21 protein-coding genes are annotated in these 22,760 nt (G+C 43.2%); 6 read left to right on the top strand and 15 right to left on the bottom strand.

What is annotated here, in order from left to right:
* Positions 1-70 precede the first annotated feature (70 nt).
* Both F0232_RS19910 and F0232_RS19915 read left to right on the top strand, forming a co-directional pair.
* Entirely contained in the window at positions 71-511 is a 441-nt protein-coding gene (locus tag F0232_RS19910; RefSeq protein ID WP_105058814.1) for a PTS sugar transporter subunit IIA, read from the top strand.
* A 13-nt stretch (positions 512-524) separates the two neighbouring features.
* Entirely contained in the window at positions 525-1,940 is a 1,416-nt protein-coding gene (locus F0232_RS19915; RefSeq protein WP_105058813.1) for a fructose-specific PTS transporter subunit EIIC, read from the top strand.
* A gap of 75 nt (positions 1,941-2,015) precedes the next feature.
* On the opposite strand, the gene F0232_RS19920 is transcribed toward F0232_RS19915, so the two are convergent.
* Positions 2,016-2,792: a transporter substrate-binding domain-containing protein gene (locus tag F0232_RS19920; protein ID WP_105058812.1), complete on the bottom strand. Its 777-nt coding sequence runs from the start codon at positions 2,790-2,792 to the stop codon at positions 2,016-2,018.
* Between the two features lie 124 nt (positions 2,793-2,916).
* On the opposite strand from F0232_RS19920, the gene F0232_RS19925 reads away from it, so the two are divergent.
* Complete coding sequence (locus tag F0232_RS19925) at positions 2,917-3,657, top strand: amino acid ABC transporter permease (protein ID WP_105058861.1); 741 nt, start codon at positions 2,917-2,919, stop codon at positions 3,655-3,657.
* A 149-nt stretch (positions 3,658-3,806) separates the two neighbouring features.
* Here the strand turns inward: F0232_RS19925 and F0232_RS19930 are convergent, their stop codons facing one another.
* The 8 genes from F0232_RS19930 to F0232_RS19965 all read right to left on the bottom strand — a co-directional run bounded on the left by F0232_RS19930 (position 3,807) and on the right by F0232_RS19965 (position 13,246).
* Positions 3,807-4,937, bottom strand: coding sequence for an ABC transporter ATP-binding protein (locus tag F0232_RS19930; protein ID WP_105058811.1), 1,131 nt, complete (start codon positions 4,935-4,937; stop codon positions 3,807-3,809).
* A gap of 48 nt (positions 4,938-4,985) precedes the next feature.
* Positions 4,986-5,729, bottom strand: a complete 744-nt coding sequence (locus tag F0232_RS19935; RefSeq protein ID WP_105058810.1) for an HAD family hydrolase — start codon at positions 5,727-5,729, stop codon at positions 4,986-4,988.
* A complete protein-coding gene (locus F0232_RS19940) occupies positions 5,719-7,215 on the bottom strand; it encodes a CehA/McbA family metallohydrolase (RefSeq protein WP_105058809.1) in 1,497 nt (498 codons plus the stop codon). The genes F0232_RS19935 and F0232_RS19940 overlap by 11 nt, the downstream gene beginning before the upstream one ends.
* 103 nt (positions 7,216-7,318) lie before the next feature.
* Positions 7,319-8,599 (bottom strand): extracellular solute-binding protein, encoded by a 1,281-nt coding sequence (locus tag F0232_RS19945; protein WP_048613018.1) that lies wholly within the window; start codon positions 8,597-8,599, stop codon positions 7,319-7,321.
* Between the two features lie 6 nt (positions 8,600-8,605).
* Positions 8,606-9,553: a carbohydrate ABC transporter permease gene (locus F0232_RS19950; protein ID WP_105058808.1), complete on the bottom strand. Its 948-nt coding sequence runs from the start codon at positions 9,551-9,553 to the stop codon at positions 8,606-8,608.
* A 23-nt stretch (positions 9,554-9,576) separates the two neighbouring features.
* The gene (locus F0232_RS19955) at positions 9,577-10,461 is read right to left on the bottom strand and encodes a carbohydrate ABC transporter permease (protein WP_048611732.1); all 885 of its coding nucleotides are present in this window, start codon (positions 10,459-10,461) and stop codon (positions 9,577-9,579) included.
* A 102-nt stretch (positions 10,462-10,563) separates the two neighbouring features.
* The gene (locus F0232_RS19960) at positions 10,564-11,448 is read right to left on the bottom strand and encodes a LysR substrate-binding domain-containing protein (RefSeq protein WP_046224776.1); all 885 of its coding nucleotides are present in this window, start codon (positions 11,446-11,448) and stop codon (positions 10,564-10,566) included.
* Positions 11,449-11,620: 172 nt separating this feature from the next.
* Complete coding sequence (locus tag F0232_RS19965) at positions 11,621-13,246, bottom strand: ABC transporter substrate-binding protein (RefSeq protein WP_105058807.1); 1,626 nt, start codon at positions 13,244-13,246, stop codon at positions 11,621-11,623.
* A 173-nt stretch (positions 13,247-13,419) separates the two neighbouring features.
* On the opposite strand from F0232_RS19965, the gene mpaA reads away from it, so the two are divergent.
* Positions 13,420-14,127, top strand: a complete 708-nt coding sequence (mpaA, locus tag F0232_RS19970) for a murein tripeptide amidase MpaA (RefSeq protein WP_105058806.1) — start codon at positions 13,420-13,422, stop codon at positions 14,125-14,127.
* Between the two features lie 25 nt (positions 14,128-14,152).
* On the opposite strand, the gene F0232_RS19975 is transcribed toward mpaA, so the two are convergent.
* From F0232_RS19975 to F0232_RS19995, 5 genes are all read right to left on the bottom strand, one after another.
* Positions 14,153-15,067, bottom strand: a complete 915-nt coding sequence (locus F0232_RS19975; protein WP_105058805.1) for a hypothetical protein — start codon at positions 15,065-15,067, stop codon at positions 14,153-14,155.
* 860 nt (positions 15,068-15,927) lie between these two features.
* Positions 15,928-16,278, bottom strand: coding sequence for a DUF6404 family protein (locus tag F0232_RS19980; RefSeq protein ID WP_105058803.1), 351 nt, complete (start codon positions 16,276-16,278; stop codon positions 15,928-15,930).
* 72 nt (positions 16,279-16,350) lie between these two features.
* Positions 16,351-18,486 carry a peptidase domain-containing ABC transporter gene (locus F0232_RS19985; RefSeq protein ID WP_105058802.1) on the bottom strand — a complete coding sequence of 712 codons (2,136 nt, stop codon included), beginning with the start codon at positions 18,484-18,486 and terminating at the stop codon, positions 16,351-16,353.
* Between the two features lie 3 nt (positions 18,487-18,489).
* Positions 18,490-19,758 carry an HlyD family secretion protein gene (locus F0232_RS19990; RefSeq protein ID WP_105058801.1) on the bottom strand — a complete coding sequence of 423 codons (1,269 nt, stop codon included), beginning with the start codon at positions 19,756-19,758 and terminating at the stop codon, positions 18,490-18,492.
* Positions 19,759-19,921: 163 nt separating this feature from the next.
* Complete coding sequence (locus F0232_RS19995) at positions 19,922-20,233, bottom strand: hypothetical protein (RefSeq protein ID WP_105058800.1); 312 nt, start codon at positions 20,231-20,233, stop codon at positions 19,922-19,924.
* A 906-nt stretch (positions 20,234-21,139) separates the two neighbouring features.
* On the opposite strand from F0232_RS19995, the gene F0232_RS25115 reads away from it, so the two are divergent.
* Positions 21,140-21,673 carry a helix-turn-helix domain-containing protein gene (locus F0232_RS25115; RefSeq protein WP_253821974.1) on the top strand — a complete coding sequence of 178 codons (534 nt, stop codon included), beginning with the start codon at positions 21,140-21,142 and terminating at the stop codon, positions 21,671-21,673.
* Positions 21,674-21,765: 92 nt separating this feature from the next.
* On the opposite strand, the gene F0232_RS20005 is transcribed toward F0232_RS25115, so the two are convergent.
* Positions 21,766-22,110, bottom strand: a complete 345-nt coding sequence (locus tag F0232_RS20005) for a multidrug efflux SMR transporter (protein ID WP_105058799.1) — start codon at positions 22,108-22,110, stop codon at positions 21,766-21,768.
* Between the two features lie 324 nt (positions 22,111-22,434).
* On the opposite strand from F0232_RS20005, the gene F0232_RS20010 reads away from it, so the two are divergent.
* Positions 22,435-22,760, top strand: a 326-nt coding sequence (locus F0232_RS20010) for an alcohol dehydrogenase catalytic domain-containing protein (protein WP_171750665.1), incomplete at its 3' end; no start/stop codon positions are given.

Below are 22,760 nucleotides of genomic sequence, written 5' to 3' on the forward strand. Positions count from 1 at the left end.
TTGCTATTTCGCGAATCAGGTTAATCCATTAATTTTAATTCAAGAACTTCAATAGTGAATGAGTTAATAAATGATCACACAGCTAACTAACGTCAACTTAATTAATAACAACCTTCAAGCAAATAATAAAAAAGAACTGTTTGAAGAATTGGCAGGCATGTTATTTGAGAATAACCGAATCAGCAGTAAAGAAGCCTTTTTGGCAGACATCGAAATTCGTGAATCTCAAAGTATTACCTCGATGGACGGCATCGCTTACCCACACTCGAAAAGCAAGGCGGTAACTGAGCCGGCAATCGCTGTCGGTGTTAAGCGTCAAGGTATCGAGTATGGCGATGAAGACGGCATTAACCCAACCGTTTTTTTTATGATTGCCTCACCCGATAACGGTGCAGACCATCATATTTATGTACTACAAGAACTATTTGGAAAATTCAGCGATGAATTTATTCAAGATATCCATAACGCAAAAGACGAACAACAGATCCTTAATATTTTAATTAATTCATAAGGCGTAGGAAATTATGAGCACCCTAACAACTCAAGCTACGAATACCAATAATAAAAACAGTAGTAGCGACTTTAAAAAAATCCTTAGTACCATGAAAGGCCACCTGCTTTTCGGAACCTCACACATGCTACCTTTCATCGTAGCCGGTGGTGTTCTGTTGGCGTTAGCGGTCATGGCATCAGGCAAAGGTGCTGTACCAGCAGACGGCTTGCTGGCAGACATCTCTAATATCGGTATCAAAGGCCTTGTTCTTTTCCCAATCATTCTTGGCGGCTTTATTGGTTACTCCATTGCAGATAAACCAGCACTAGCACCTGCGATGATCTCTTCTGGCATCATGGCTGACATGGGCGGCGGTTTCCTTGGTTGTATCGTGGCAGGCTTTATCGCCGGTGGTGTGGTCTTCCAACTTAAGAAGATCCCACTTTCTGCGAACATGACGGCACTAGGTGCGTACTTCATCTACCCACTTCTAGGCACGTTAATCTCTGCAGGTATCGTACTGTGGGGCATCGGTGAACCAATCAAACTGTTCATGTCTTCAATGAACGAGTTCCTAGCTTCAATGGCTGGCGCATCTAAGATGGTTCTGGGCACAATCCTTGGTGGTATGACTGCGTTTGATATGGGCGGCCCTATCAACAAAGTCGCGACCCTATTCGCTCAAACCCAAGTAGACACACAACCTTGGCTAATGGGCGGCGTTGGCATCGCGATTTGTACTCCACCTCTAGGTATGGCTCTGGCGACTTTCCTATTCAAAAACAAGTTCTCTAAACAAGAGCAAGAAGCAGGTAAAGCAGCAGCAATCATGGGCTCTATCGGTATCTCTGAAGGTGCTATCCCATTCGCAGCGAATGACCCAATGCGCGTACTTCCTTCAATCGTAGCCGGTGGTATCGTTGGTTGTGTGTTTGGCTTCATGACAGACGTTCTACTGCACGCACCGTGGGGCGGCCTAATCACTGCGCCAGTTTCAAGCAACATCCCAATGTACGTAGTCGGTATTGCACTTGGCTCACTAACCACAGCGGTTATCGTTGGCTTCTGGAAACCAGTCGCAGTTGAAACCGAAGAAGAGACGGCTGAAGCTGCACCAGTACAAGCTCAAACCGCTCCAGTAGCAGGTGAAGGCGAGTACGACATCGTAGCAGTAACATGTTGCCCTTCAGGTGTTGCACACACCTTCATGGCAGCCAAAGCACTAGAAAAAGCAGGTGCGGCAGCAGGCCTTAAGATTAAGGTAGAAACACAAGGTCAAAACGGCATTCAAAACCGCATCACTGACTTAGATGTCGCCAACGCGAAACTGGTTATCTTGGCTCACGATATTCAAGTGAAAGACGCTCACCGCTTTGCCAATGCGAACGTGATTGAGTGTTCAACCAAAGAGGCAATGAAAAAAGCAGCGACGTTAGTGGTCGCGTAACCCAAATTAAAGCAAGCTCCTAACTCAAGAGCCCTTCCCCCTAAGGGCTCTATTTTTCTCTTCTCTATGAGCTCGTTACATGCTTTTCAGTCCCCACTTCTCAGCGGTTTGCTTAAAGAAACCTTGCGTCTTTTTCAGTTCAACCCAGTGATTAATGTAGTTAATCCAAACCTGATCATCTTGTGGTAGTAGCATCGCAATTGGAGTTGGTTTACGTGGCTCTTTCACCGGAACAATCGCGAGTTGTTTAAACTTATCTACTAAGGTTGCAGCCTCTACGTTTGAAGTCACGGAGACATCAGCGCGGCGAGCTAAAAGCTCTTGGAAATCCCGTGCCGGCGCTTCAATCACGATATGTTGTGCCGATGGGAAGAAGTCCTTCACCATTTTTTCTTGTACTGTGCCGAGCGTGGCGGCAACTTTGATTTCTGCTTTGTCAAAGTCACTCCAATCGGAGAACTTCTCTATGTCTTTCTTTTGCACAACAGGGACAAAAGCCAGATAGAAGTAAGGTTGGCTGTACCCAGCGACTTTTGCTCGAGACATATTGAGCGATGCGCTGCCAGTCACGTCGTATTTGTTGGCCGTGATGCCATTCACCAAGGTTTTCCAATCTGTTGCGACGTATTCCACTTTTACGCCTAGGTCTTTAGCCAACTCAGTCGTGACATCGATATCAAAGCCGCGGTAACTGTTGGTTGCAGGATCCTTCATCGTCATTGGGTTCCAATCCCCCGTTGTACCAACGCGAAGAACTCCCGCCTCCAGTATCTCCTGCAAACGACTTTGGGCATGTGCGATTTGTGTAAAAGCAAGCAGGCACATTCCTAATGCGATTAAGCTTTTTTTCATTTTTTATTCCTTTAAAGAATGCTGATTTCTGAGTGATGAATGTAGATATTATTTTTAATTATTAACCATTAAACAGATTTGGTTGTTAACATGGCAATAACAAATGGAGTTTTTGGGAGTAAATGTGAACTATCGTCACTTATCGCTAGTTTCTCTGCTGTTTCTGACAGGATGTTCAGATTATCAATGGGGATGGTATGTACTCGACCCGTCGACGGAGCAGGGACGAACTAATATTCAGTTTTTGATGGCTGGTTTTAGCGAGACTATTCAGGTTTCGTTGTTGAGTATGTTTTTTGCCATGGCTCTCGGTCTATTGGTCGCCTTTCTTGCGCTTTCAAGCTCACCAGTACTCAAGGGAATTAATCGACTTTACGTAGAGGTGATTCGTTCTATCCCTGTGCTGGTATTGCTATTGTGGGTGTATTACGGAATGCCGACATTACTCGATGTCTCTTTGAACCACTTCTGGGCAGGGGTAATCGCATTGACCATTGCCGAGAGCGCCTTTATGGCGGAAGTGTTCCGTGGGGGGATTCAAGCGATTAATCGTGGGCAACATGAAGCGGCCGAATCCTTGGGATTGACCTATTGGCAAAAAATGCGATTGGTTATCCTACCGCAGGCATTCCGTCAAATACTGCCGCCCTTGGGCAATCAGTTTATTTATATCCTCAAGATGAGCTCGCTAGTGAGTGTGATCGGTTTGAGTGATTTAACAAGGCGAGCCAATGAGCTGGTGGTGAACGAATATTTACCTTTAGAGATCTATACGTTTCTGGTTTTGGAGTACCTTGTTCTTATTTTGGTGGTATCGCAAGCGGTTCGTTGGCTAGAAAAAAGGATTGCGATTCCGAGCCATTAAATGGTGCTATCCCTCAAGATCGTTCAGCTATCTCCAACAAAAAGCCTCGAGCACAGGCCCGAGATCCCGTTGATACTCCCCCCTGTAATAAAAATCCCCACTCTCATCTGAGCGGGGATTTCTTTGTTTTGACTATTCGACACATCGACTTATTCAGTTAGAACTTCTTCTGTCTCTAGGTCAAACAAATGACATTGTGAGGTATTGAAATGAAGCATTGTCTCTTGCCCACTTTCCGCCATTCGGTCAGCATCAAAAGGCACGCGCGCCACCAGCTTATCAGCACCCAATTTGAAGTATAGATACAACTCATTGCCCATAGACTCGACCACATCAAGCTTGTGCGTTTGAGTATTCACCTCCGACAAAGGCGCATCGTGATTAGCCAGCTGAATGTGCTCAGGACGGACGCCAAACCACAGCCACTCACCGAGTTTCTCTTGAGCGATAGCTTGCTTGTCTTGTGGTAGCGTCCAACGTGCGCCACTTTCCGATACCACGTTCATCACACCGTCGATCTCGTCTGCTCTCACCTTGATAAGGTTCATCGCTGGCGAACCAATAAAGCCCGCGACAAACTTGTTTGCTGGGTACTGGTAAAGATTCATTGGCGTATCGACCTGCATGATCTCACCTTGATTCAACACACAGATGCGATCACCAAGGGTCATGGCTTCTACCTGATCGTGTGTCACGTAGATCATGGTGGCGTTCTGCCCTTCTTGTTTCAGATTGTTGTGCAGCTGCGCAATGCTAACTCGCGTTGAAACACGCAGCTTTGCATCTAAGTTAGACAAAGGTTCATCAAACAAGAACACATCTGGTTTTCGCACCATAGCACGACCTAGAGCAACACGCTGCCTTTGTCCGCCAGACATTTCACCCGGCTTGTTGTTCAGCAGGTGTTCGATATCTAAAGTCTTGGCTGCATCTTCAATACGTTCATTGATTTCATGCTTTGGCAGCTTCTGTTGTTTAAGGCCAAAAGCCATGTTGTCGTACACCGACATGTGCGGATAAAGTGCGTAGTTCTGAAACACCATTGAGATGCCGCGATCTTTGGGTGGCAGCTCATTTACACGTTTATCGCCAATGTAGACATCGCCTTCTGAGATATCTTCAAGACCCGCAATCATACGAAGTGTCGTGGATTTTGCGCAGCCAGACGGCCCAACAAACACCATAAACTCGCCTTCGCGAATATTAAGATCGACACCATGCACGGCCTTAAAACCATTTGGGTAAGTTTTCTCTACCCCTCTCAGTGTGACTTCAGCCATAACCTGTCCTTAAATCAATTCGTTAAATACTATCTTTGGAATCTGTCGTTAAACGTTTGAGCCACGTTCTTGCAGTTGATTGAGCTCAAAATGGGCAACCGATGCGATGACCAGATCCGCTACTGGTTCTAATTCGCTGTGTTGAGCCGTACCCGTCAGCACACCAACATTGCTTGCGCCAGCATTGCGACCAAATTCCATATCCGAAACCGTGTCACCAAACATGATCACCTCATGAGGCTCAATGCCGCATTTTTCACAGAATGCATTGAGTAGTGCGGGCGCTGGCTTAGGTTCGATATCACCATCGGAATAACCGACATAATCAAACATCTCGCTCAAGCCAGATTGCTCTAAGGTGTAGATGGTTGAGTCTTTGGTATCCGCAGTCGCGATGCCTAAAATCATGCCTTGCTGCTTGAACAGGCCGAGCTTTTCGGTCACACCCGGTAGGGCTTCAATCCAGCTTGGGTTTTCTTCCACTTCGTCATTGAACGCCGCTTTGGTCACCTTGGTGAATTCAACGAGCGAGACATTCGGTTGCAGCATGTTGAACCACGCTGTTGCGGTATCTTCCACCGGGTTTGAGGCTAATAGCCCATAGTTATCAACCACATCACCTTCAACACCGATGGCTAAGAGTAACTCAGCAGCTGTGACAGTTTGATTACCTTGGTGCTGGTCACTGTAAGATTTCACACGCTCACAAGCACCACGAGAAACGTTAAGCCACATCTTGTGGAACTCTAACAATGTGCCGTCTTTATCAAATAACATCGCCTTAAACTTCATCACGGCTCATTCGCTCCATTAGTTCTCCCCAAGTACGCACTAGGGGTTGGTTAAATTCTGGTTGTTTGCCGTCGAATACGGCGTTGATGCAGCCTTCAAATTCATGCTCGTTAGATGAAGGTTGAGTACTGTTCATTAATGCTGAAGAAAGTTCCCCACGACGAATATCCACACGGCACCAACGGTAGCCCTCATCAATATGGATACTTTGCAGTTCATCACTCAAAGCGATTCGATCGACAATCTCGCCATCCACCACGCACTCCGCGTAGTAAGGGTTTTCTGAATCAGTGACTGCAATATGATAACTAAGTGCCTGCCCTTGAGAATCGTTACCCGGCAACAAGTCACCCAGGTTGATGTCAAACTTCAAGCCGCAACGACGCTCTAAATACACTTGTCCATTGCGCAGACCCGACAAAATTCCTTCTCCACTTAAGCCATGGCTGTAAACGAAGGTTGATGGGTCACCATAGATAGAAGGCTCATCCGATTTAGGATTACGCTCATGGGGCTCAAGGTGTGAATCACTGCCGCCAATTGCGGTAATGCGCTGACCACAATTCCACATTTCATTGAGAACCAATAACGCCTCTTCGGTCGCTTTGGGCGAGGTCGACCATGTTGGGTCGCAGCACACTTCAAACGTAGACACTTGGCTGAGATCCACTTGATCGTAATGCCAATGCCACGGCTTCATCATCGGGTGATTAATGCCAAGGGAACTGTGTCCACTTTTAGCTAAGCTCAATCCCGCTTCCATGGTCGCTTGGCTGCTGTGTTCAACGTCTCTAAGATCTAATGACTTAACCGGGCCATGCACATTGAAGTGCCCGAGATCGGTTGTGACTTCTAGCGCAGGCAAGAACAAACACTGGTTTGATGCAGGTAGCTTCGGCTGACAAATGTTGTGCTCGGTGAAGAAGAAGAAATCTAGCCCTTGTGATTCAACAATATCTTTAGCCGCAGCTAAAGTATTGTGACCATCAGAAAGCTGAGTGTGAGCGTGTAAATCGCCACGATACCAACGAGAATCAGAGCTCAGCATGTGGCTGTAATCAAACTCGATATCGTGATCCGTTGTGACTATTGGGTTCAGTTCTAGATCACTCTCAATTCCGTCAGTACCTAGGTCATTAGAATGATTAACTAACTCATCAGAGCAAAGCACATCGACTTGATACTGCATCGCACGCTCGGTGCGAAACTCACCTTCAAGATTGTAAAGTTCTAAGAACCACTCACCTGATGGAATCGCACCATCAATTGCGCCTAGCCCTGAGTTTTGCGGTTGAATCGTGAGTGACTTGTGTGCCTTTTCAAACAGCACCTTGCCACGAAATGCTTGGTTGGCATCGTAGGCTGCTGCGTACAAGAATCCTTTTTTCACCGTCGTACCAGTGAGGGTTACGCAGTGAGAACCTGCTGGCACATCAAAGGGGATACGTACTCTGCCAAACGGCAGCTCACCTTGAAATTGGGTCATTGTCTTCACCAAGTTCGTCCTAATTGAAGGACTGGGTCAAAAGAGGCCCACCCGAATAGATGGGCCTTTATGCATGCAAAGATAGTTTTAACCACTTTACAGATTAAGAACGATTCGCTCGGTCTAGTGCACGTTGTGCTTTCTTCGCCGCTTGTTTTAGCGCTTGGTCAGCTGGCACGTTTTGGATTTGAATCTGATCCGCTGCCACTTTCAAAGCGTCCATGATCTTACCGTTGGTAGGGTCTAGGAAGTCTTTGGTCGCAGTGTTCGCTTGCTTCAAAGGAATCAGAGCTTGCGGGTTATCTTTAGTGAACGCTTGGTATTCTGGTACTTCAGAAACGCTGTTACGCACTGGGATGTAACCCGTAAACATTGACCATGCCGCCGTGTTCTTCGCATTGGTGTAGAACTCAACGAACTCGAATGCACCTTTTGCTGCTGCTTCGTCTGTGCCTTTTGGCATCACGTAAACCAGCGCACCCGCTTGTGGCGCAGAAGGGTTTGATCCCCAACCTGGCTGTGTGGTTGCTGAAAGCTTAGTGAAGTCCAAATCACCTTGGTCGCCCGATGAACCGGTGTAACCCAACGCGTTATCTTTCATGACGTCATCAATGGTTTTGTACCAGTATTCCCAACCTTGACCGCCGTAGTGAATACGCATAATTTGATCATCGTGGATCCACTTACGGAAACTGTCCCACACTTCAACCCATTCAGCCGAATCGATTAGCACTGTTTTGCCATCATCACTGATGATCTTCGCGCCGTTAGAGAAAGCCGCGTCAATCATGTTGTCTTGGCCCCACATCGGCTCCCAGCCGTAAAAGGTCACGTTGCCTTTGTCATCACGTTGGGTAACTTTCTCCGCGACCTTAGCCACGCCTTGCCATGTGTTTAGGTCTTGCTCAGTAAAGCCGTTATCTGCCAATACCTGCTTGTTGTAGTAAAACACTTGAGTTGTACCGTAAGCAGGCAGGCCGATGATGGTGCCGTCGTCTGCCGTCACTTGGTCTTTAAACGCGCCAATGAAATCAGAGAAGTTGAACTCTTCATTCATGAACGGCGTTAGGTCGCGGCTCAAACCACGTCCGTGCATCGCTTCCGCACGACCTGAATCTAGCAGCACAAGTTCAGGTGCCGTTCTAGACGCTAGACCTGCTTGCAGCTTCTGGTAGGTTTCCGTGTAGTTACCTTGCAATGCTGGCTTCACCACATACTCATCTTGGCTCGCGTTGAACTCTTCGATGAGCTTAGTCATCATTTGCTGTGGCTTAGTACCACCGGAATACCAAAAGTTAACTTCGGTTGCGGCAAGAACACTGCTAGAGAACATAGACGCGCTTGCTGCGCCAGCACACACTAGTGCGAGAGTTTTTAATTTCATTTCCGTTTACTCTTTTACGCCGTTATCGGCGATACCTGAAAGAATCGTCTTTTGACAAATGACGAATAGAATTAACAAAGGCAATACTGCAATCGTGCTCGCTGCCATGATTTGCGACCAGTTCAAGCCATAGTTACCTTCGGCAATAAAGTAGTGACGAATCCCGGTCGCAATCAGGTTGAGTTCCTGAGTGGTAATAACCAAGCTTGGCCACATGTAGCTGTTGTAATTGGTAATAAAAGTGATGAGGAACAGTGTTGCGACTGCTGCTCGGCATTGCGGTAAGATGATTGCCCATAAGATCTTGAGCTCACCTGCACCATCAATTCGTGCCGCTTCAATCAACGACGGATGCACCTTGATAAACACTTGGCGTAGATAAAACACACCGAAAACCGACGCCGCGTTCGACGCCACCAATCCCATGTGTGAATCCAACAAACCCAGTCTTGCCAAGGTGATGTAAGACGGAATGTACGTCACTGCGCCCGGCAGCATGTAACAGCCCATCACGATAAAATAGAGCACGGTTTTCGAGCGAAACCTCAACTGCGTGAGTGCATAAGCAAACATCGCCGAGTTCACAATCACCAGCAGCGTAGTAAACAAGGCCACACTAAAACTGTTGAAGATGTATAAGCCAAACGGCGCGCTGTGGAAGGTTTCGACAAAGGTTTCCCAACGGAATTGCTCTGGAATCAAGTTCAGCGGGCTAGCAAAAATCTCATCATTGGTTTTCAGCGAACCTGACAGCATCCATAAGAACGGAAACACCATAATGGTTCCGCAGGCCGCTAAGAAAAGGTGCTTAGCCAGTGCGATAAACGAACGGCGATCCACTGAGCTTTTCTTTGGCACAACCTCTGATTTGGTCGCTTTCGTTTGAGCTGTGACTTTAGATTCAGCCGCTCTTTGAGTTAAGACTTGATTGGCATCCAATACTTGCGTGGTCATAATTCTGTCCTTTCAAAAATCGACTAGTAGTACACCCAGCGCTTGCCGATGTAGGTATTAATAAGTGCCAACAATCCAGTAATCAGGAATATCACTAACGATGTCGCGGCTGCCGGTCCCATTTCGTAACGCTCAAATGCTTGTTGGTAGAACAAGTACAACAAGGTACGAGTCTCTCCGCCCGGGCCGCCTTGCGTTAAGATTTGGAACTGATCGAACGCCTGCATTGCCGTGATAATGTTGACCACCACCAAGAAGAACGTAGTTGGTGAAATCAGTGGCAGCGTTATCTTCAAAAAACGCGTTAAGCTGCTGCACCCATCAATCAAAGACGCTTCGTACAGAGACTCAGGAATCTTGTTGAGCGCACTGATGTAAAACAGCATCGTCCAACCAATCGCCTGCCAAACCGTCACGATAATCACCGCAATCAAGGCTGTGTTTCCGTTCTCTAACCATGGAATCGCGCTAAACCCAGCCGACTCCAATAAGTGGTTTGCCAAGCCTGATTTAGTTTCGAACACCCAAGACCAAACAATCGACACCGCGACCGTTGGCGTGATCCAAGGCGAGAAGATCACCGCACGATAGAACTGGCTACCCTTGAAGTTTTTGTGCAGCAACATGGCAAACACAAGTCCAAGAATGATGGTTGGAATCACCACACCGACCGAGAACCAAAACGTGTTGAGTACCGCTTGAATGAACTCGTAGTCCTCAACCATGTACTCGTAATTTTCTAAACCGATGAACGAATAATCTGGCGAGATGTAATCCCAATCGGTGAAGCTGATATAAATTGAATAACCAAATGGTACGAGCCAAAAAGTAAACAGTGGCACCAACAACGGTGCGGTAAATAACAGTACCTTTAAGCGGTTTTTCATTGATTGTGAGAAAGCACTCATGGTGACCTCGTCCTTATTTGTATGCGGTTAAACTAAGTGTTTTTTATGACAGGTTAGTAAGAGCGCCCTTCATTTTTTTTATGGCTATCCATAAGAAAATCTTTACTCCAGTTCACCGTCTTCCATCTGGTGATAAAGCCAATCACAGAAGAAATTCACCTTGGCGCTGCGACTGTGTTTAGTAATCAAATAGTGAGCAGATTCAGCTGGCATCGAGGATTCGCTTGCTAGTACAAGATCTTCTTTCTTGAGTAATTCAGACACCGCGAGCGAACGCACCAGTAACATTCCAATGCCATGCTTGACCGCTTCTAAGGCATGCAGAGAGTTACTCACTTCGAGCAGAACCTTAGGTAATGTCATCTCGAATTGGTTATGCCCAAGCCATTGCAGCCAGTTCTCTCGATAGCCTTTGACCTGAACCGTCGGCAGAGCAGCAAAGTCATGCTTGCTGAGTAACTCTTGATGCTCGGATTTGAATTGAGGGCTGCACACTAACTGCCAATGTTCTTGAAACAATCGCTCGCAATGAGTGTCTTCGCTTTCAACCTTGCCGTTGGTCAGCTCGATATCGACATTCTGACAAGGGTTAGTTGATGGCCAGTCCACCAGCTGAATATCAAGCCTGATAAAAGGGTATTTTTTATAGAAGGATGGCAGGCGAGGTAGTAGCCAGTTGTGACAAAAGGTGTGGTTTACACGCAGGCTCAACACATCGGTTTCTTTTTCTCCGAACAAGATCTGAGTCTGCAATTTAAGGTGAGCAAGTGAACCTGCCACAATCGGTTGATAATGTTGAGCCGCTGACGTCAGCTTTACGCCTTTAGAACTGCGTTCAAACAAGGTGGTATCGAGGAAGGTTTCTAAACTTTTGAGCTGTTGGCTCACCGCCGCTTGCGTGACACAAAGCTCTCGGGCAGCCGCGCCAATGGAACCAAGACGAGCAACAGCTTCGAACGCAACAAGAGCGCGTAGAGGGGGTAACATGGCTTCACCTGATTGAAATAAAAGTGAAAAATACTTCAATCAGGTTTCAGTTTTTTGCGGTTCCAGTTACAGATTAATGACGAAGGGACGTTGATCAGATATTTATGATCACCGTCCCTTTTCTTCTATTTCAGATTGTTATGCGAAATGCCAGAACTCGCATCCGGCCTATCTATTCTTTGATGTAGAGGTCTTTAGAATAGATGCGCCCTTCCACGTTGTTCTTCGCAAAGCCGCCAACACTTGGTCGCACTAGGCGAGCCTGCATGTAGTAATAAATGGGTGCGATAGGCATATCTTCAGCCAGTAACTGCTCCGCTTGATCATAGAATCCTTGGCGATCTTGCTCGTTGGTTGCGGCCAGTGCGCTGTCCATCGCAGAGTCGTATTTATCGTTGTTGTAACGGGCAAAGTTACCCGAAGACTCAGAGCGCAGTAGGCTCAAGAAGGTCGATGCTTCATTGTAATCACCACACCAAGAAGCGCGCATCACATCAAAATCACCTTGGCGACGCGATACTAGGTAAGACTTCCACTCTTGGTTTTCCAACTCAACTTGCGCGCCTAGGTTGCCTTTGAGCATTGAAGCGATAGCCACAGCAATCGATTTATTCGACTCACTGGTGTTGTAGAGCAACTTGAAATCCAATGGATTAGCCGCATCGTAGCCCGCTTCTTTCAGTAATTCTTTTGCCTTTTGGTCGCGCTCCTTTTGAGTCCATGTGCTGTATTCAGGCTGAGTCGCATCAAAGCCAGCCGTGTACTCATGAGCAAAGGTATAAGCCGGTAGGTTACCCACCTGAGTGACACCATTAGTGATGACATCACGCATCATCGAATAAGACACCGCTTTACGCACTCGCGCGTCATCAAATGGAGGACGTGTAGTATTGAACGCATAGTAGTAAGTACATAGCAGAGGCACCGCGGTAAACGCATCTTGGTATTTGGTTTTAAGCTGCTGCGCCATGTGTGTCGGCACATCAGATGTGATATCGACCTCACCCACCGCATAGCGGTTAATCGAAGCGTTTTGGTTTTCGAAAGGAATGTAAGTCACTTGGGTTAGATTGGTATCTGAGCTGTTCCAGTAGTTAGGATTCTTCTTCAGTTCAATACGTTCGTTAACCACCCATTCGTCCAACACAAACGCGCCATTACCGACAAACTGCTTAGGGTCACTCCACGGCTTATCGCTATTTTCTAGCGTTGCCTTATGAACGGGCATCATCGATGTATGGCCTGTCATCGCCACAAAGTAAGGTACCTTGCTATCGAGCTCGAACTTCACCGTGTGTTTATCGACAGCGGAGATACCGAGATCTTCAACGGGCTTCTTACCTTCTGCCACGTCAGCAATATTGTTGATTCTGGTGAGCTTGAGATACCACACGTTTGGCGAAGCCAGTTTCGGGTCGACCGCGCGTCTTATCGCGTACACGAAATCATCGGCCGTCACCGGATCGCCATTCGACCATTTCGCGTCTTTACGCAGATGGAATACAAACGTCTGGTTGTCTTCCGTTTCCCAAGATTCCGCGACACCTGGAGTGATATTGCCATCGCGATCTTGGATCACTAAACCCTCAAATAGGTCGCGTAGAATGTGCATTTCCGGCAGGCCTTCTGCTTTCGCAGGGTCAAGCGTCGCCGCTTCTGCATCATTGGCACGAACTAAGTGTTGGTCTTTTGCCAGCGAAACACCGGCAGGTAAGGTTTCAGCAACGGCAGTCACTGATATAAAAGGGGTCAATAAAGATGAAATGAGTAAAGCCGTTGAATGTTTCTTAAAATCCATGTTTTTTTGCTCTCCTAGCCTATCTTTGAAGCAAGTAATAAAATTAACAATGCGACGGTTGACGAGTTTTGACGCTATGGTTTATTTAAAGGGGTTCATCTAATGGACTTAGTTAATGATTAATATAGCCAATAGTGAATACTTGATAGTACTTGATCAATCAGGAGATTAAGGTGAGTTTAATTCCAAGAACGGAAAGAGCTGCGTTTTCAATAAAACCGCTGTCATATGGAAAATCAATGTTGGGAGCGCCTTTGCTCTATTTCCCCGCGCAAATAGAAAGCGAATCTCGCGGGCTGATTTTAGCAGGTACACACGGCGATGAAACCGCTTCAATCGCAGGATTATCTTGCGCCCTGAGAAGCTTGCCAGCCGCCAATTTACGACACGATGTGATTCTGTCGATGAACCCAGATGGCAATCAGTTAGGCACTCGCGCCAACGCTAACCAAGTCGATTTGAACCGCGCCTTTCCGACTCAAAACTGGACAGAAAACGGCACCGTCTATCGCTGGAGTTCTCACACTCCGGTCAGAGACGTAAAAGTGAAAACGGGACAAGCCAACCAACTTGAACCTGAAGTGCAGTCACTCATCAACCTCATTGAGCAGCGCAAATCCAAGTTCGTCATCTCTTTCCACGAACCACTCGCCATGGTCGACGACCCAACCCAATCGGAACTTGCCACTTGGCTAAGCAAGCAGTTCAACCTACCGCTCGTTGAAGGCGTGGACTACGAAACACCAGGCTCATTCGGCACCTGGTGCCAAGAAAGAAATCTACCGTGTATTACCGTAGAGCTACCACCGGTTTCTGCGGATCTGACTATCGAGCAGTATTTGGATGCGTTTGTGGCTGTGTTGGGGTGTGAGGGGGGCTAGAGGCTAGATACCTCCGCCTACCCGATTATTCATTATTTTTCATCTTTAGATTTATACTTCGAAGTCCCAATGCAAATCCAAGGGCAAATAAACCAGCGACAAGTAACGTGCTAGGGGTTGCACCTAAGTTCTCGAACCATTGTGTGAAAAAATGAATCCCCCCGAAAACTGAAACGGTATTTAGAACCCACCTGCGGTTTCTTTTCCAAGCCCAAACTGCAACCGCAATTAATGCGACAGCCCAAACGAAGGCAAATGTAGAATCGGTAATAATTATTTCTCTTGTTGCGTTTCGCTCGCCCCACAAAGAACCAACCCAAAAACCCAAATTAATCAGAAAAAAGCCGGTTCTCGATGAAGCAATGGCTATTCTTTCGTATTCTGCTGGGAGTCTTTTAGATAGTTGATATAGGGTTATCGACAATAGGCTAAAAAGAATGACTGTGATGGTAGGCTCTTGAATACCAACAAAGTAAGTCGCATGAAAATATCCTGTTCTAGCGCCGATACAAGCTGATAACATTAATGTTGCTAGAACAGCAAGCAGAGCACTCCTCGCAAATATACTCGCTACAGTAAATATTGTTGTGACAGTTATCATTGATAAAAGACTACCTTCGCCCGCAACCGTGATTCCACCTCCGTTCATCAATGCGCCTGCCAAAATGCAAATGTTAGCAAGTACATTCCATTGTTCGCTGCCACTACTTAATATCACAAGGCCACCGATTATAATGAATGCTCCTATCAATATTGCGGTTGTTGGTTCGGGTACCAGAGCAAGTATCGCACTACTGACAGCGGTAACCCCAAATCCAATTAGGATGTTAAACGCGAGGGAACCTGTAGATTTTGCAGCAAGGGCACTGAATTTTTCGTACTCTTCCCGAGTAACTGCCCCTTCGCTTAACAATTTATCTAGATCGAGAGTTACTTTCATAATGAATCCTCAATATTCATAACGGCTGAGACAGGGGCCGACAAATTTAGCACCTAGTTAAGACTAGCTATTTAAGTGACACTTTTGGCAGGCTGTTGCTAGCCATTGTTACAGGTACATACTCAAAACCTGTCCTTTTTCATTTTCCACAGGTCAGGGAGTTCTGACCTCTAGCGTCTCTCTTTCACTCGCACAAAGCAATGTAATTGTATACTGCTTCAATGCCTAAAATAAAAATGCTTCCGGACCTCGTTTCACGTAGTTAGGCAGTGAAAAAGGGGTAAAGACTTTAGGTATTGGCTCATCGATAGACAATATAGATAAGTACCTAATCAAGCTCTTAAAACACATTTCCCTAGCTAGGTTCGATAGAGCGATCTCCAATTTAACCCACCAATACGCATCATTATTGCCCGGCCAGTATTCATGTGGCGAGCCCCATGACATTAGTACTAAGCGCACATACTTGCTCAACATTTCCTTGAGACAATTATTCCGTTAGACACGTTTTAAATAGGCAGGAAAAACCGCACACACAGGTTGTGAATAAGTAAAGGTCTAGCTTGAAATAAGCTCTTTCCGAGTTAGCAAGTGCCATGGGTAAAAATCAGCTTATGATGTTTTTTGACATTTATTTTTCAATATTTTTTGTTAGATTAGTAACTAATTGATAACCAAGGATATAGAAAAGTAAAAACCACTTTCCAAGAGTCAGGAAAGTGGTTAGACATAATGAGCCTCAATAACATGTAAGCTTTCTAAAAGCCGAGAATTTGTAACTAGGTTATCAATAGTCAACTGTTGCTACATTAAAATCGAAAAGTTCACACTGACTATGTTTTATAAAACCTTACTAAGTTTTAATCACATAAGGGCTTCCACTCTTTTAATTTTAACTGTTTACGCCTTATTAAGTAGAAAGCAGACATAATAACACTAAAAGAAATTCCATCTATAATCGACTCAGAAAAAAGGTAAAAAAATGTTACACTAGAAGCTGTCTCCACCATAAAATTAACAATCAAGAAGATTGGCGTGCAAGAAAACAAAATAAAAATAAAATTTTTAGGAAAACTTTGATAATAAGGTGGCGGAAGACGAAATCCAAGTTTACGTAATACCCTGTCTAGCGGGGGATTATAATTTAGTTCCCAAACCCCTTTCTCTCTTAGATTTTTGTGCGCAAGTTCAATTCTTTCTTCAAATTTCATAATAGCCTCTTGAAATATTTTAAAAAAAACATGTAATTTTTAACAACTTATCGATCTTTGCATTATATTAATTCAATCCCTAACACTATAGGGGTTGTTAACTTCTGAAAGTAATCCTTTTTCTAAACGTAAAACTCTATCTGCTATAGCTATAGTTTTAGGGCGGTGCGCTATCATAAAAATCGGCAACTCCGTCTTCCTCAACATTTCACAAACGTAAGACTCAGTTTCGATATCTAAACTACTAGTTGCTTCATCTAAAATTAAACAATCTGGCTTCTTATACAAAGCTCTTGCAAGCAAAATTCGTTGTTTTTGCCCTGTAGATAAGCTTGAACCCATTTCTCCGATTAAAGTGTGATACCCCATATTAAGCCGTTCTATATCATCATGTATTTGCACTTTCTTAGTACAATTGACTAACCACTCTTCATCTATGTTTGTTCCCCAAAAAGTAATATTATCAACAATAGAACCACTGAATAATTGATCTTCTTGGAAAACACTACCAACACGTAGTCTAACTTCTTTCATTGAAAGGGTCGGATCCCGGAAGTATTCAATGTTACCAGATGTAGGGGTATAAAGCCCAAGCAATAGCTTTGCAATAGTCGACTTACCCTCGCCCGAAGGACCTATTAATGCAACTATTTCACCTTTTTTGACCTTGAAAGAAATGTCATTTAATAATAATGGTTGATCTTTACCGTAACAATAAGAGAGCTTATTTACGACTAATTGTACATCTTCATCAGGGCTCTTACATATAGCAAAAGATTTTTTAATATTTACATTGCTTATCTCTTTGGGCTCTAAAACTATGTCTGCTAATCTTTCATTATATACAGATAACATTTTGAACTCGAAGTAGCTATTAATCAATGAACTGATACTACCAGAGAATCGTTGTTGGTAAGACAAAAATGCGAGGAGCATACCTACAGTAAAACTACCACTTAATACTAGATCTGAACCAATCCAAAGAACGAATGATGATACTATGCTAATCAGGAATACATTTATGGTGCTATATATCATATCAAGCTTCATGTCATGCAGCTGTGTGTTGCGCCTAATAACATTTAGATTTTTCCACGTTGACTCTCTCCATGGTAAGGTACCATTAACTCTGAGACTAACCACGCCTCTGACTGTCTCTAAAAAGAAACTTTCCTCTTTTGTATTTGCTTCCCACATGTTTTCTTCGGAGCGTTTAAATGCATCAAACCAAGTGCAACGGAGTAAGACATAGGATATTGCTGCAAGTATGGCTACAATAGAGAGCTTGGGGCTATATATTACCATTACAATCAGAGTGCCTACTACGAGAAAAACATCAAGTAATGCAGTTATTATGCTAGTGGTAAGAGTCGCTTGAATGTCATCCACCGCAGAAAATTTTGAACTTATACTACCTATATTGCGCTTTTCAAACCATTCAATAGGTAACCTAAACAAATGGTTAAAAACATTTGCCGTCCATTGCATGTTAAAATTTATACTTAAGGTTATTATTGCCCAGTCTTTTGCAAGACCGATTAGAGTTTGAGTAGCCGTAACAAGCAGAATTGATATAATTATCAAAATTAGTAAATTTTCATCATATCCGACAAGTACCTCATCAATGACTATTTGGTTTAGCATCGGCAAAAATAAAGCTAACACCTCTAATACAAGAGAAAAAATTAATATTTTAATTAAAGATCCTTTCAAACCTATAGTTTTACCGATTAATGATGATAATTTTATAGCATCTCTTTGCTCTTTTTTTTCAAAGTTATGATTGGGGGTTAATTCAAGAGCTATGCCTGTAAATTTATTATTCAAGTCTGTCAACGTTAGATGCATAACCCCACATGCAGGATCATGGATAACTACTTTTTTTCCATTAACGGATTTAAGTACGACGAAATGGTTTAGATTCCAGTGAAGTATGCAAGGGGTTTGTAAATTCACTAAATCGTCAAGATCTAAACTAACTGCTCTACTAGACAGATTTATTTCTTCTGAGCATTCAATAAGGCGAGCGAGCGTCATACCATGCTGGCTTACTTCAAACCTACTTCTAAATTGCCTTAAGTTAACTTTGTACCCATGCCAGTCGGCTATCATAGCTAAACAAGCAATACCACATTCTGTACTTTCTGTTTGTCGGACCAATGCTAATTTTTTACTGAAACACCAGTTCAAAGTATTATTAATTTCCACTTTCTATATTTTTCCTTTAATGGAATAAAAGGGCTCTAATATCCACTCATAAATATTTCTTGTGTCAATTTCCACATCAGCACTTACTGTCATGCCAGAAATTAGTTCCTCTTCTTTTCCATATATGGTGATTGTTGGCTTTGTTAGTTGCACTTGAATTTGATAAAGGCCACCAATATCTTCCTTTCTAATTAATCGCCGATTTTCGATCAATTCAGGGGCTACCGCAGATTTTGCAATACTTTTTACAACACCACTTTGAACACCAAACTTTTCATAAGGGTAAGCATCGAATCGAAGCTTTACATTTTGACCTAACCTTATAAATCCTATGTCTCGACTTGATGCATAGAGTTCAACAAAAGTCTCTGTACTTTCTGGTGCAATGGTTAATACGACTTGTCCGTCTTTTACAGAATGCCCTTTTTCAGTGAGTATAGAGGTAATCGTCCCCTCAAGAGGAGAGCGAACCTGACTGTCACTCTGATACAGGTATTCTACCTTTTCCCTTTCAGTATCTTCGAGCTGGCGATCTAGATCTTTTAATTTTATTTCAAGATTTAATTTAACACTCTTCCTACGATCTAAAAGGTTTTCTCTTTCTCTCAGAAGCTTTTGTAGGTTAAGGTTATTATTCTCTAATTTATATTCTTTTGATATTAAGTCTAATTTTTGCTTTTGATAGTCAATCTCGGAAAGATAATTATTTTCAAGTAATTTACCCTGTCTTAATAATAGATTTTCTGATAATTCAATTTCTTTATTTGATAGAGATATGACATTTTCTAAAATTTTGATTTCACTATCTAAATTATTTATTTCCTTAGTGTAAGATTGAAATTCCATATTAGATTTTTGGGATTCCTGAACTTTCCTATCTTTAATTAATTTGTATTTACTATCTATTGAAATAGAAATTTTCTCTTGTAATCCAACTCCAGAACTATCAAATCTTTCATATTTCACTTCATATAATGGAGATGATTTCTTAACCTTAACTCCCTCTTTAACAAATAATTTACTTATATATCCAGACTTATTAGATTTAACTTTAACCATCCCTCCGATCGGGCTAACAACTCCTGACAATGTTTCTCTTCTAGTATATTCAGCAAATACCAAAAAAGATAGAATAGAAAGTAAAACAAGAATAGATAGTACTAAAAATACGTTCTGACTTAGTGATGGATTAGTAATTATAGTACCTTGGTTATGATTATTTTTAGATTCAAGGAAATCATTACGGTATAAGTGATTCGATTTTGATAGCATTTTTTCATCGTGATGAAATTAACAAAATTAAAAGTTAATTATGTTAATTTTAAAGGAAATTAATTTATATATACTTATAATTAAATTTTAATAAATTATTAAGTAAATCACAGATCAACATAAATTAACCTGTGATTAGTTTATATTAAAGAGGCTAGTCTATTTATCTGTCAAAATGACAATTACCCCCCATAGCGCCTTTAATGCCGCCCACAGCACCGCCAACTGCTGCCCCTGCAGGCCCCCTAACTGCCCCTTTTACTGCCCCTTTTGCTGCGCCCTTCAAGATGTCTTTAACACAATCTTTATTTGGAGATTTTTCTTGTTCTTTCATACCAGCTTCTGATGCAGGGTAATTACTATGATTACGTCTATTACTTGAACTATGATAACGTTCCATTCGGTCGCTACCTGAATCGCCACGTCCCGCACCACCATCAATCATCTGGACTTCTTCATTATTCAGAATGTACATAATATCTTCCTAATTATTTTTATAATCCGACTGGAATATTTTAAATTTCATATATTTCCCCACGTCTGTCTTTAAATGAGGAAAGCACAAATTAACACCAAGAAAATAAATATGCAAACAGTCACACATCAATTCCCACCCAAATGGTTGCTATTAAATAAAAAGTGCGCTTTCCATTCGCATTTTAATGAAAAAGAACTCAATAATACTTATAAACCTTGAATGCCCCTTGACTAAATAAAACATTCATGAGCTCGAAATTTAAAAACAACTACCAAAAAAATATATGGTAACTTTTATACATTTTGCAGCCAATTAAATTGTTCAATTAGATGTGTAACTGACCTACCCTATCAATACAATTATTCTACAAGCGCAAAAATAGTTCAAAGGTTGTCGATTCATCAAACTCTACATACTCTTGTTTCAACACTCTCCACATTTCGCGTTCTGCCAAATGACAAAGAAATTAAAAATCTGACAATGATGCTCACAAGTTTTGCATTAAATATTGAAATATTTTGGAGTTTATTTAAGTAAGTTCTTTGGGATATAAGTAATTTCTGTACGCTTCCTTGTTACAAAGCCCGTGAGGAATTGGAGATAGAGATTATTTTTGCTAATTAGCCGCAAGGTAAAGGACGCATCGAACGTGCTTTTGATACGTTCCAAGATCACCTCGTTCCAGAATTGAGACTGGTGGAAGTCACTAATATGAATAGCGAAAAATGACTACCTATAAAACACTTTCATCCCGGAGTATTGGGCGAGAACCCTCACAGTCAACGCTACACAGATACGTTTGGAACATAAGTCTATTCAGAAGCACTCAAACCTCGATGCGATATGTATCCAAAAAAATATCGAAAAAACCAGTGTTACCATACTTTCAGTTATGGTAACGCCATGTATCAAATTACCTCCCCGTTAAGGCACTCTATCGTAAGCCAACAGGTTGAACTCCGTAAGCAAGTTAATGGTGCCTTCAGTGCTTACTTTGCCGACAGAAAAATATTAATTAATGAGCTTGTTGAGCCCAGTGCTAAGAAGGAATACGGGGAAGAAGTTCAGAAAAAGCTCGATGCCTTAGAGCGTGCCAATAAGTTAGGGAATATGAGAGAAGCTGCTCTACAGAGCGGTTGCTCTGTCAAAAGCATTCACAACAATCGTCAACAGCTCGAAGCACAAGGTCCATTAGCTTTGAAACGCATGTATGGTCAACCAAGGCACAGTAACCGCATCGATGAGAAGACTCGGAATGTCGCCATCTCATTAACACTAAAATTCCCTTACCTAACATCGATAAGGATCAATGGTGAGATGATAAAGCGTTTTTATAACTCAATTAGCCACTCAACAGTAAGGAATATCTGGCTTGAAGAAAAGTTGAATACAAGAGAACTACTGGAAACTCGTACTGAGACTGCAATTATCGAATAGGAGCTGACCTGTCATAGTGGACTGCTATTAATGAGGCTATGACAGAGTCCTTCAGTAAGTAGCCAGTCAACATCCCTCGGTAATCACAGCCACTAATGACTCACCGAACTCGAAAACAGGTTAATGATCACCACACCAGCCAGAATTAAAGCGATGCCAATGATCGCGTAGATGTCTAGCTTTTGCCCGTAGACCAGCCAAGACAGTGCTGCGACTAACACTATCCCTGCCCCGCACCAAATCGCATACGCTACGCCCAAAGACATGGTTTGTACCGTTAGAGACAATAGATAGAAAGCACAGCCGTAGCCAGCCAATACTGCGGCAGTCGCGGGCAAAGAAGTAAACTGCTGCGTTTTAGGTAATAAAGAAGTGGCGACAACTTCAAGCACGATGGCGAGTGATAGCATTACAGGGGGTGGTAGAGAGAAAAGCATGTTCAAGCCTACAACTAGAAAATAGGCGGCAAGCTTATGCTCTGTTTATTTCCAGTAAATGTCCCTTCTACTTAGTTACTGTTTAGAGTCTCGATAGATTCTCTTAGCAACACCTTTCCTTTCACTCTCCCCCTTCAAATCTCACCAATTATTACAAATAGGTAATAATCATTTTATATTTAAGGGGATTATCAAAACCTATGACCAAGCATATACTAGCTCCAACAAAACGAGAGAGCGGAAACAATTAAGCTCGACTACGCTTAACGAGTTGAACTTAATTGCAAAGTTATCCGCTGTACTGACATATAAAGGAAGCATCCAATGACTATCGAAATCAAACCTGGTCAAACTCATATCCAATCTAAAGCAATGGTCGCTTGGAAAGCAGGTGAGCCGCTAAAGCGTGAAACGGTTGACGTTGAACTGCCAAAGGCTGGCGAAGTACTTGTTCGTATCGTTGCTACTGGTGTTTGTCACACTGACGCATTCACTCTTTCAGGTGACGATCCAGAAGGTATCTTCCCTTCTATCCTTGGTCACGAAGGTGGCGGTATCGTTGAAATGGTTGGCGAAGGCGTAACAAGCGTTGAAGTTGGCGACCACGTTATCCCACTTTACACAGCTGAGTGTGGCGAATGTAAATTCTG

It is taken from the genome of Vibrio sp. T3Y01 (assembly GCF_013114525.1).
Taxonomy (GTDB): Bacteria; Pseudomonadota; Gammaproteobacteria; order Enterobacterales; family Vibrionaceae; genus Vibrio; species Vibrio chagasii_B.

Excerpts from the sequence above, each read along its gene's own strand:
- F0232_RS19920 (WP_105058812.1), bottom strand. The coding sequence starts at position 2,792 with ATGAAAAAAAGCTTAATCGCATTAGGAATGTGCCTGCTTGCTTTTACA.
- F0232_RS19965 (WP_105058807.1), bottom strand. The coding sequence starts at position 13,246 with ATGGATTTTAAGAAACATTCAACGGCTTTACTCATTTCATCTTTATTG.
- F0232_RS19935 (WP_105058810.1), bottom strand. The coding sequence starts at position 5,729 with ATGAAGTTTAAGGCGATGTTATTTGATAAAGACGGCACATTGTTAGAG.
- F0232_RS19960 (WP_046224776.1), bottom strand. The coding sequence starts at position 11,448 with ATGTTACCCCCTCTACGCGCTCTTGTTGCGTTCGAAGCTGTTGCTCGT.
- F0232_RS19990 (WP_105058801.1), bottom strand. The coding sequence starts at position 19,758 with ATGCTATCAAAATCGAATCACTTATACCGTAATGATTTCCTTGAATCT.
- F0232_RS19980 (WP_105058803.1), bottom strand. The coding sequence starts at position 16,278 with ATGAAATTTGAAGAAAGAATTGAACTTGCGCACAAAAATCTAAGAGAG.
- F0232_RS19995 (WP_105058800.1), bottom strand. The coding sequence starts at position 20,233 with ATGTACATTCTGAATAATGAAGAAGTCCAGATGATTGATGGTGGTGCG.
- F0232_RS25115 (WP_253821974.1), top strand. The coding sequence starts at position 21,140 with ATGTATCAAATTACCTCCCCGTTAAGGCACTCTATCGTAAGCCAACAG.
- F0232_RS19910 (WP_105058814.1), top strand. The coding sequence starts at position 71 with ATGATCACACAGCTAACTAACGTCAACTTAATTAATAACAACCTTCAA.
- F0232_RS19975 (WP_105058805.1), bottom strand. The coding sequence starts at position 15,067 with ATGAAAGTAACTCTCGATCTAGATAAATTGTTAAGCGAAGGGGCAGTT.
- F0232_RS19945 (WP_048613018.1), bottom strand. The coding sequence starts at position 8,599 with ATGAAATTAAAAACTCTCGCACTAGTGTGTGCTGGCGCAGCAAGCGCG.
- F0232_RS19915 (WP_105058813.1), top strand. The coding sequence starts at position 525 with ATGAGCACCCTAACAACTCAAGCTACGAATACCAATAATAAAAACAGT.
- F0232_RS19955 (WP_048611732.1), bottom strand. The coding sequence starts at position 10,461 with ATGAGTGCTTTCTCACAATCAATGAAAAACCGCTTAAAGGTACTGTTA.
- F0232_RS19950 (WP_105058808.1), bottom strand. The coding sequence starts at position 9,553 with ATGACCACGCAAGTATTGGATGCCAATCAAGTCTTAACTCAAAGAGCG.
- F0232_RS20005 (WP_105058799.1), bottom strand. The coding sequence starts at position 22,110 with ATGCTTTTCTCTCTACCACCCCCTGTAATGCTATCACTCGCCATCGTG.
- F0232_RS19930 (WP_105058811.1), bottom strand. The coding sequence starts at position 4,937 with ATGGCTGAAGTCACACTGAGAGGGGTAGAGAAAACTTACCCAAATGGT.
- F0232_RS19940 (WP_105058809.1), bottom strand. The coding sequence starts at position 7,215 with ATGACCCAATTTCAAGGTGAGCTGCCGTTTGGCAGAGTACGTATCCCC.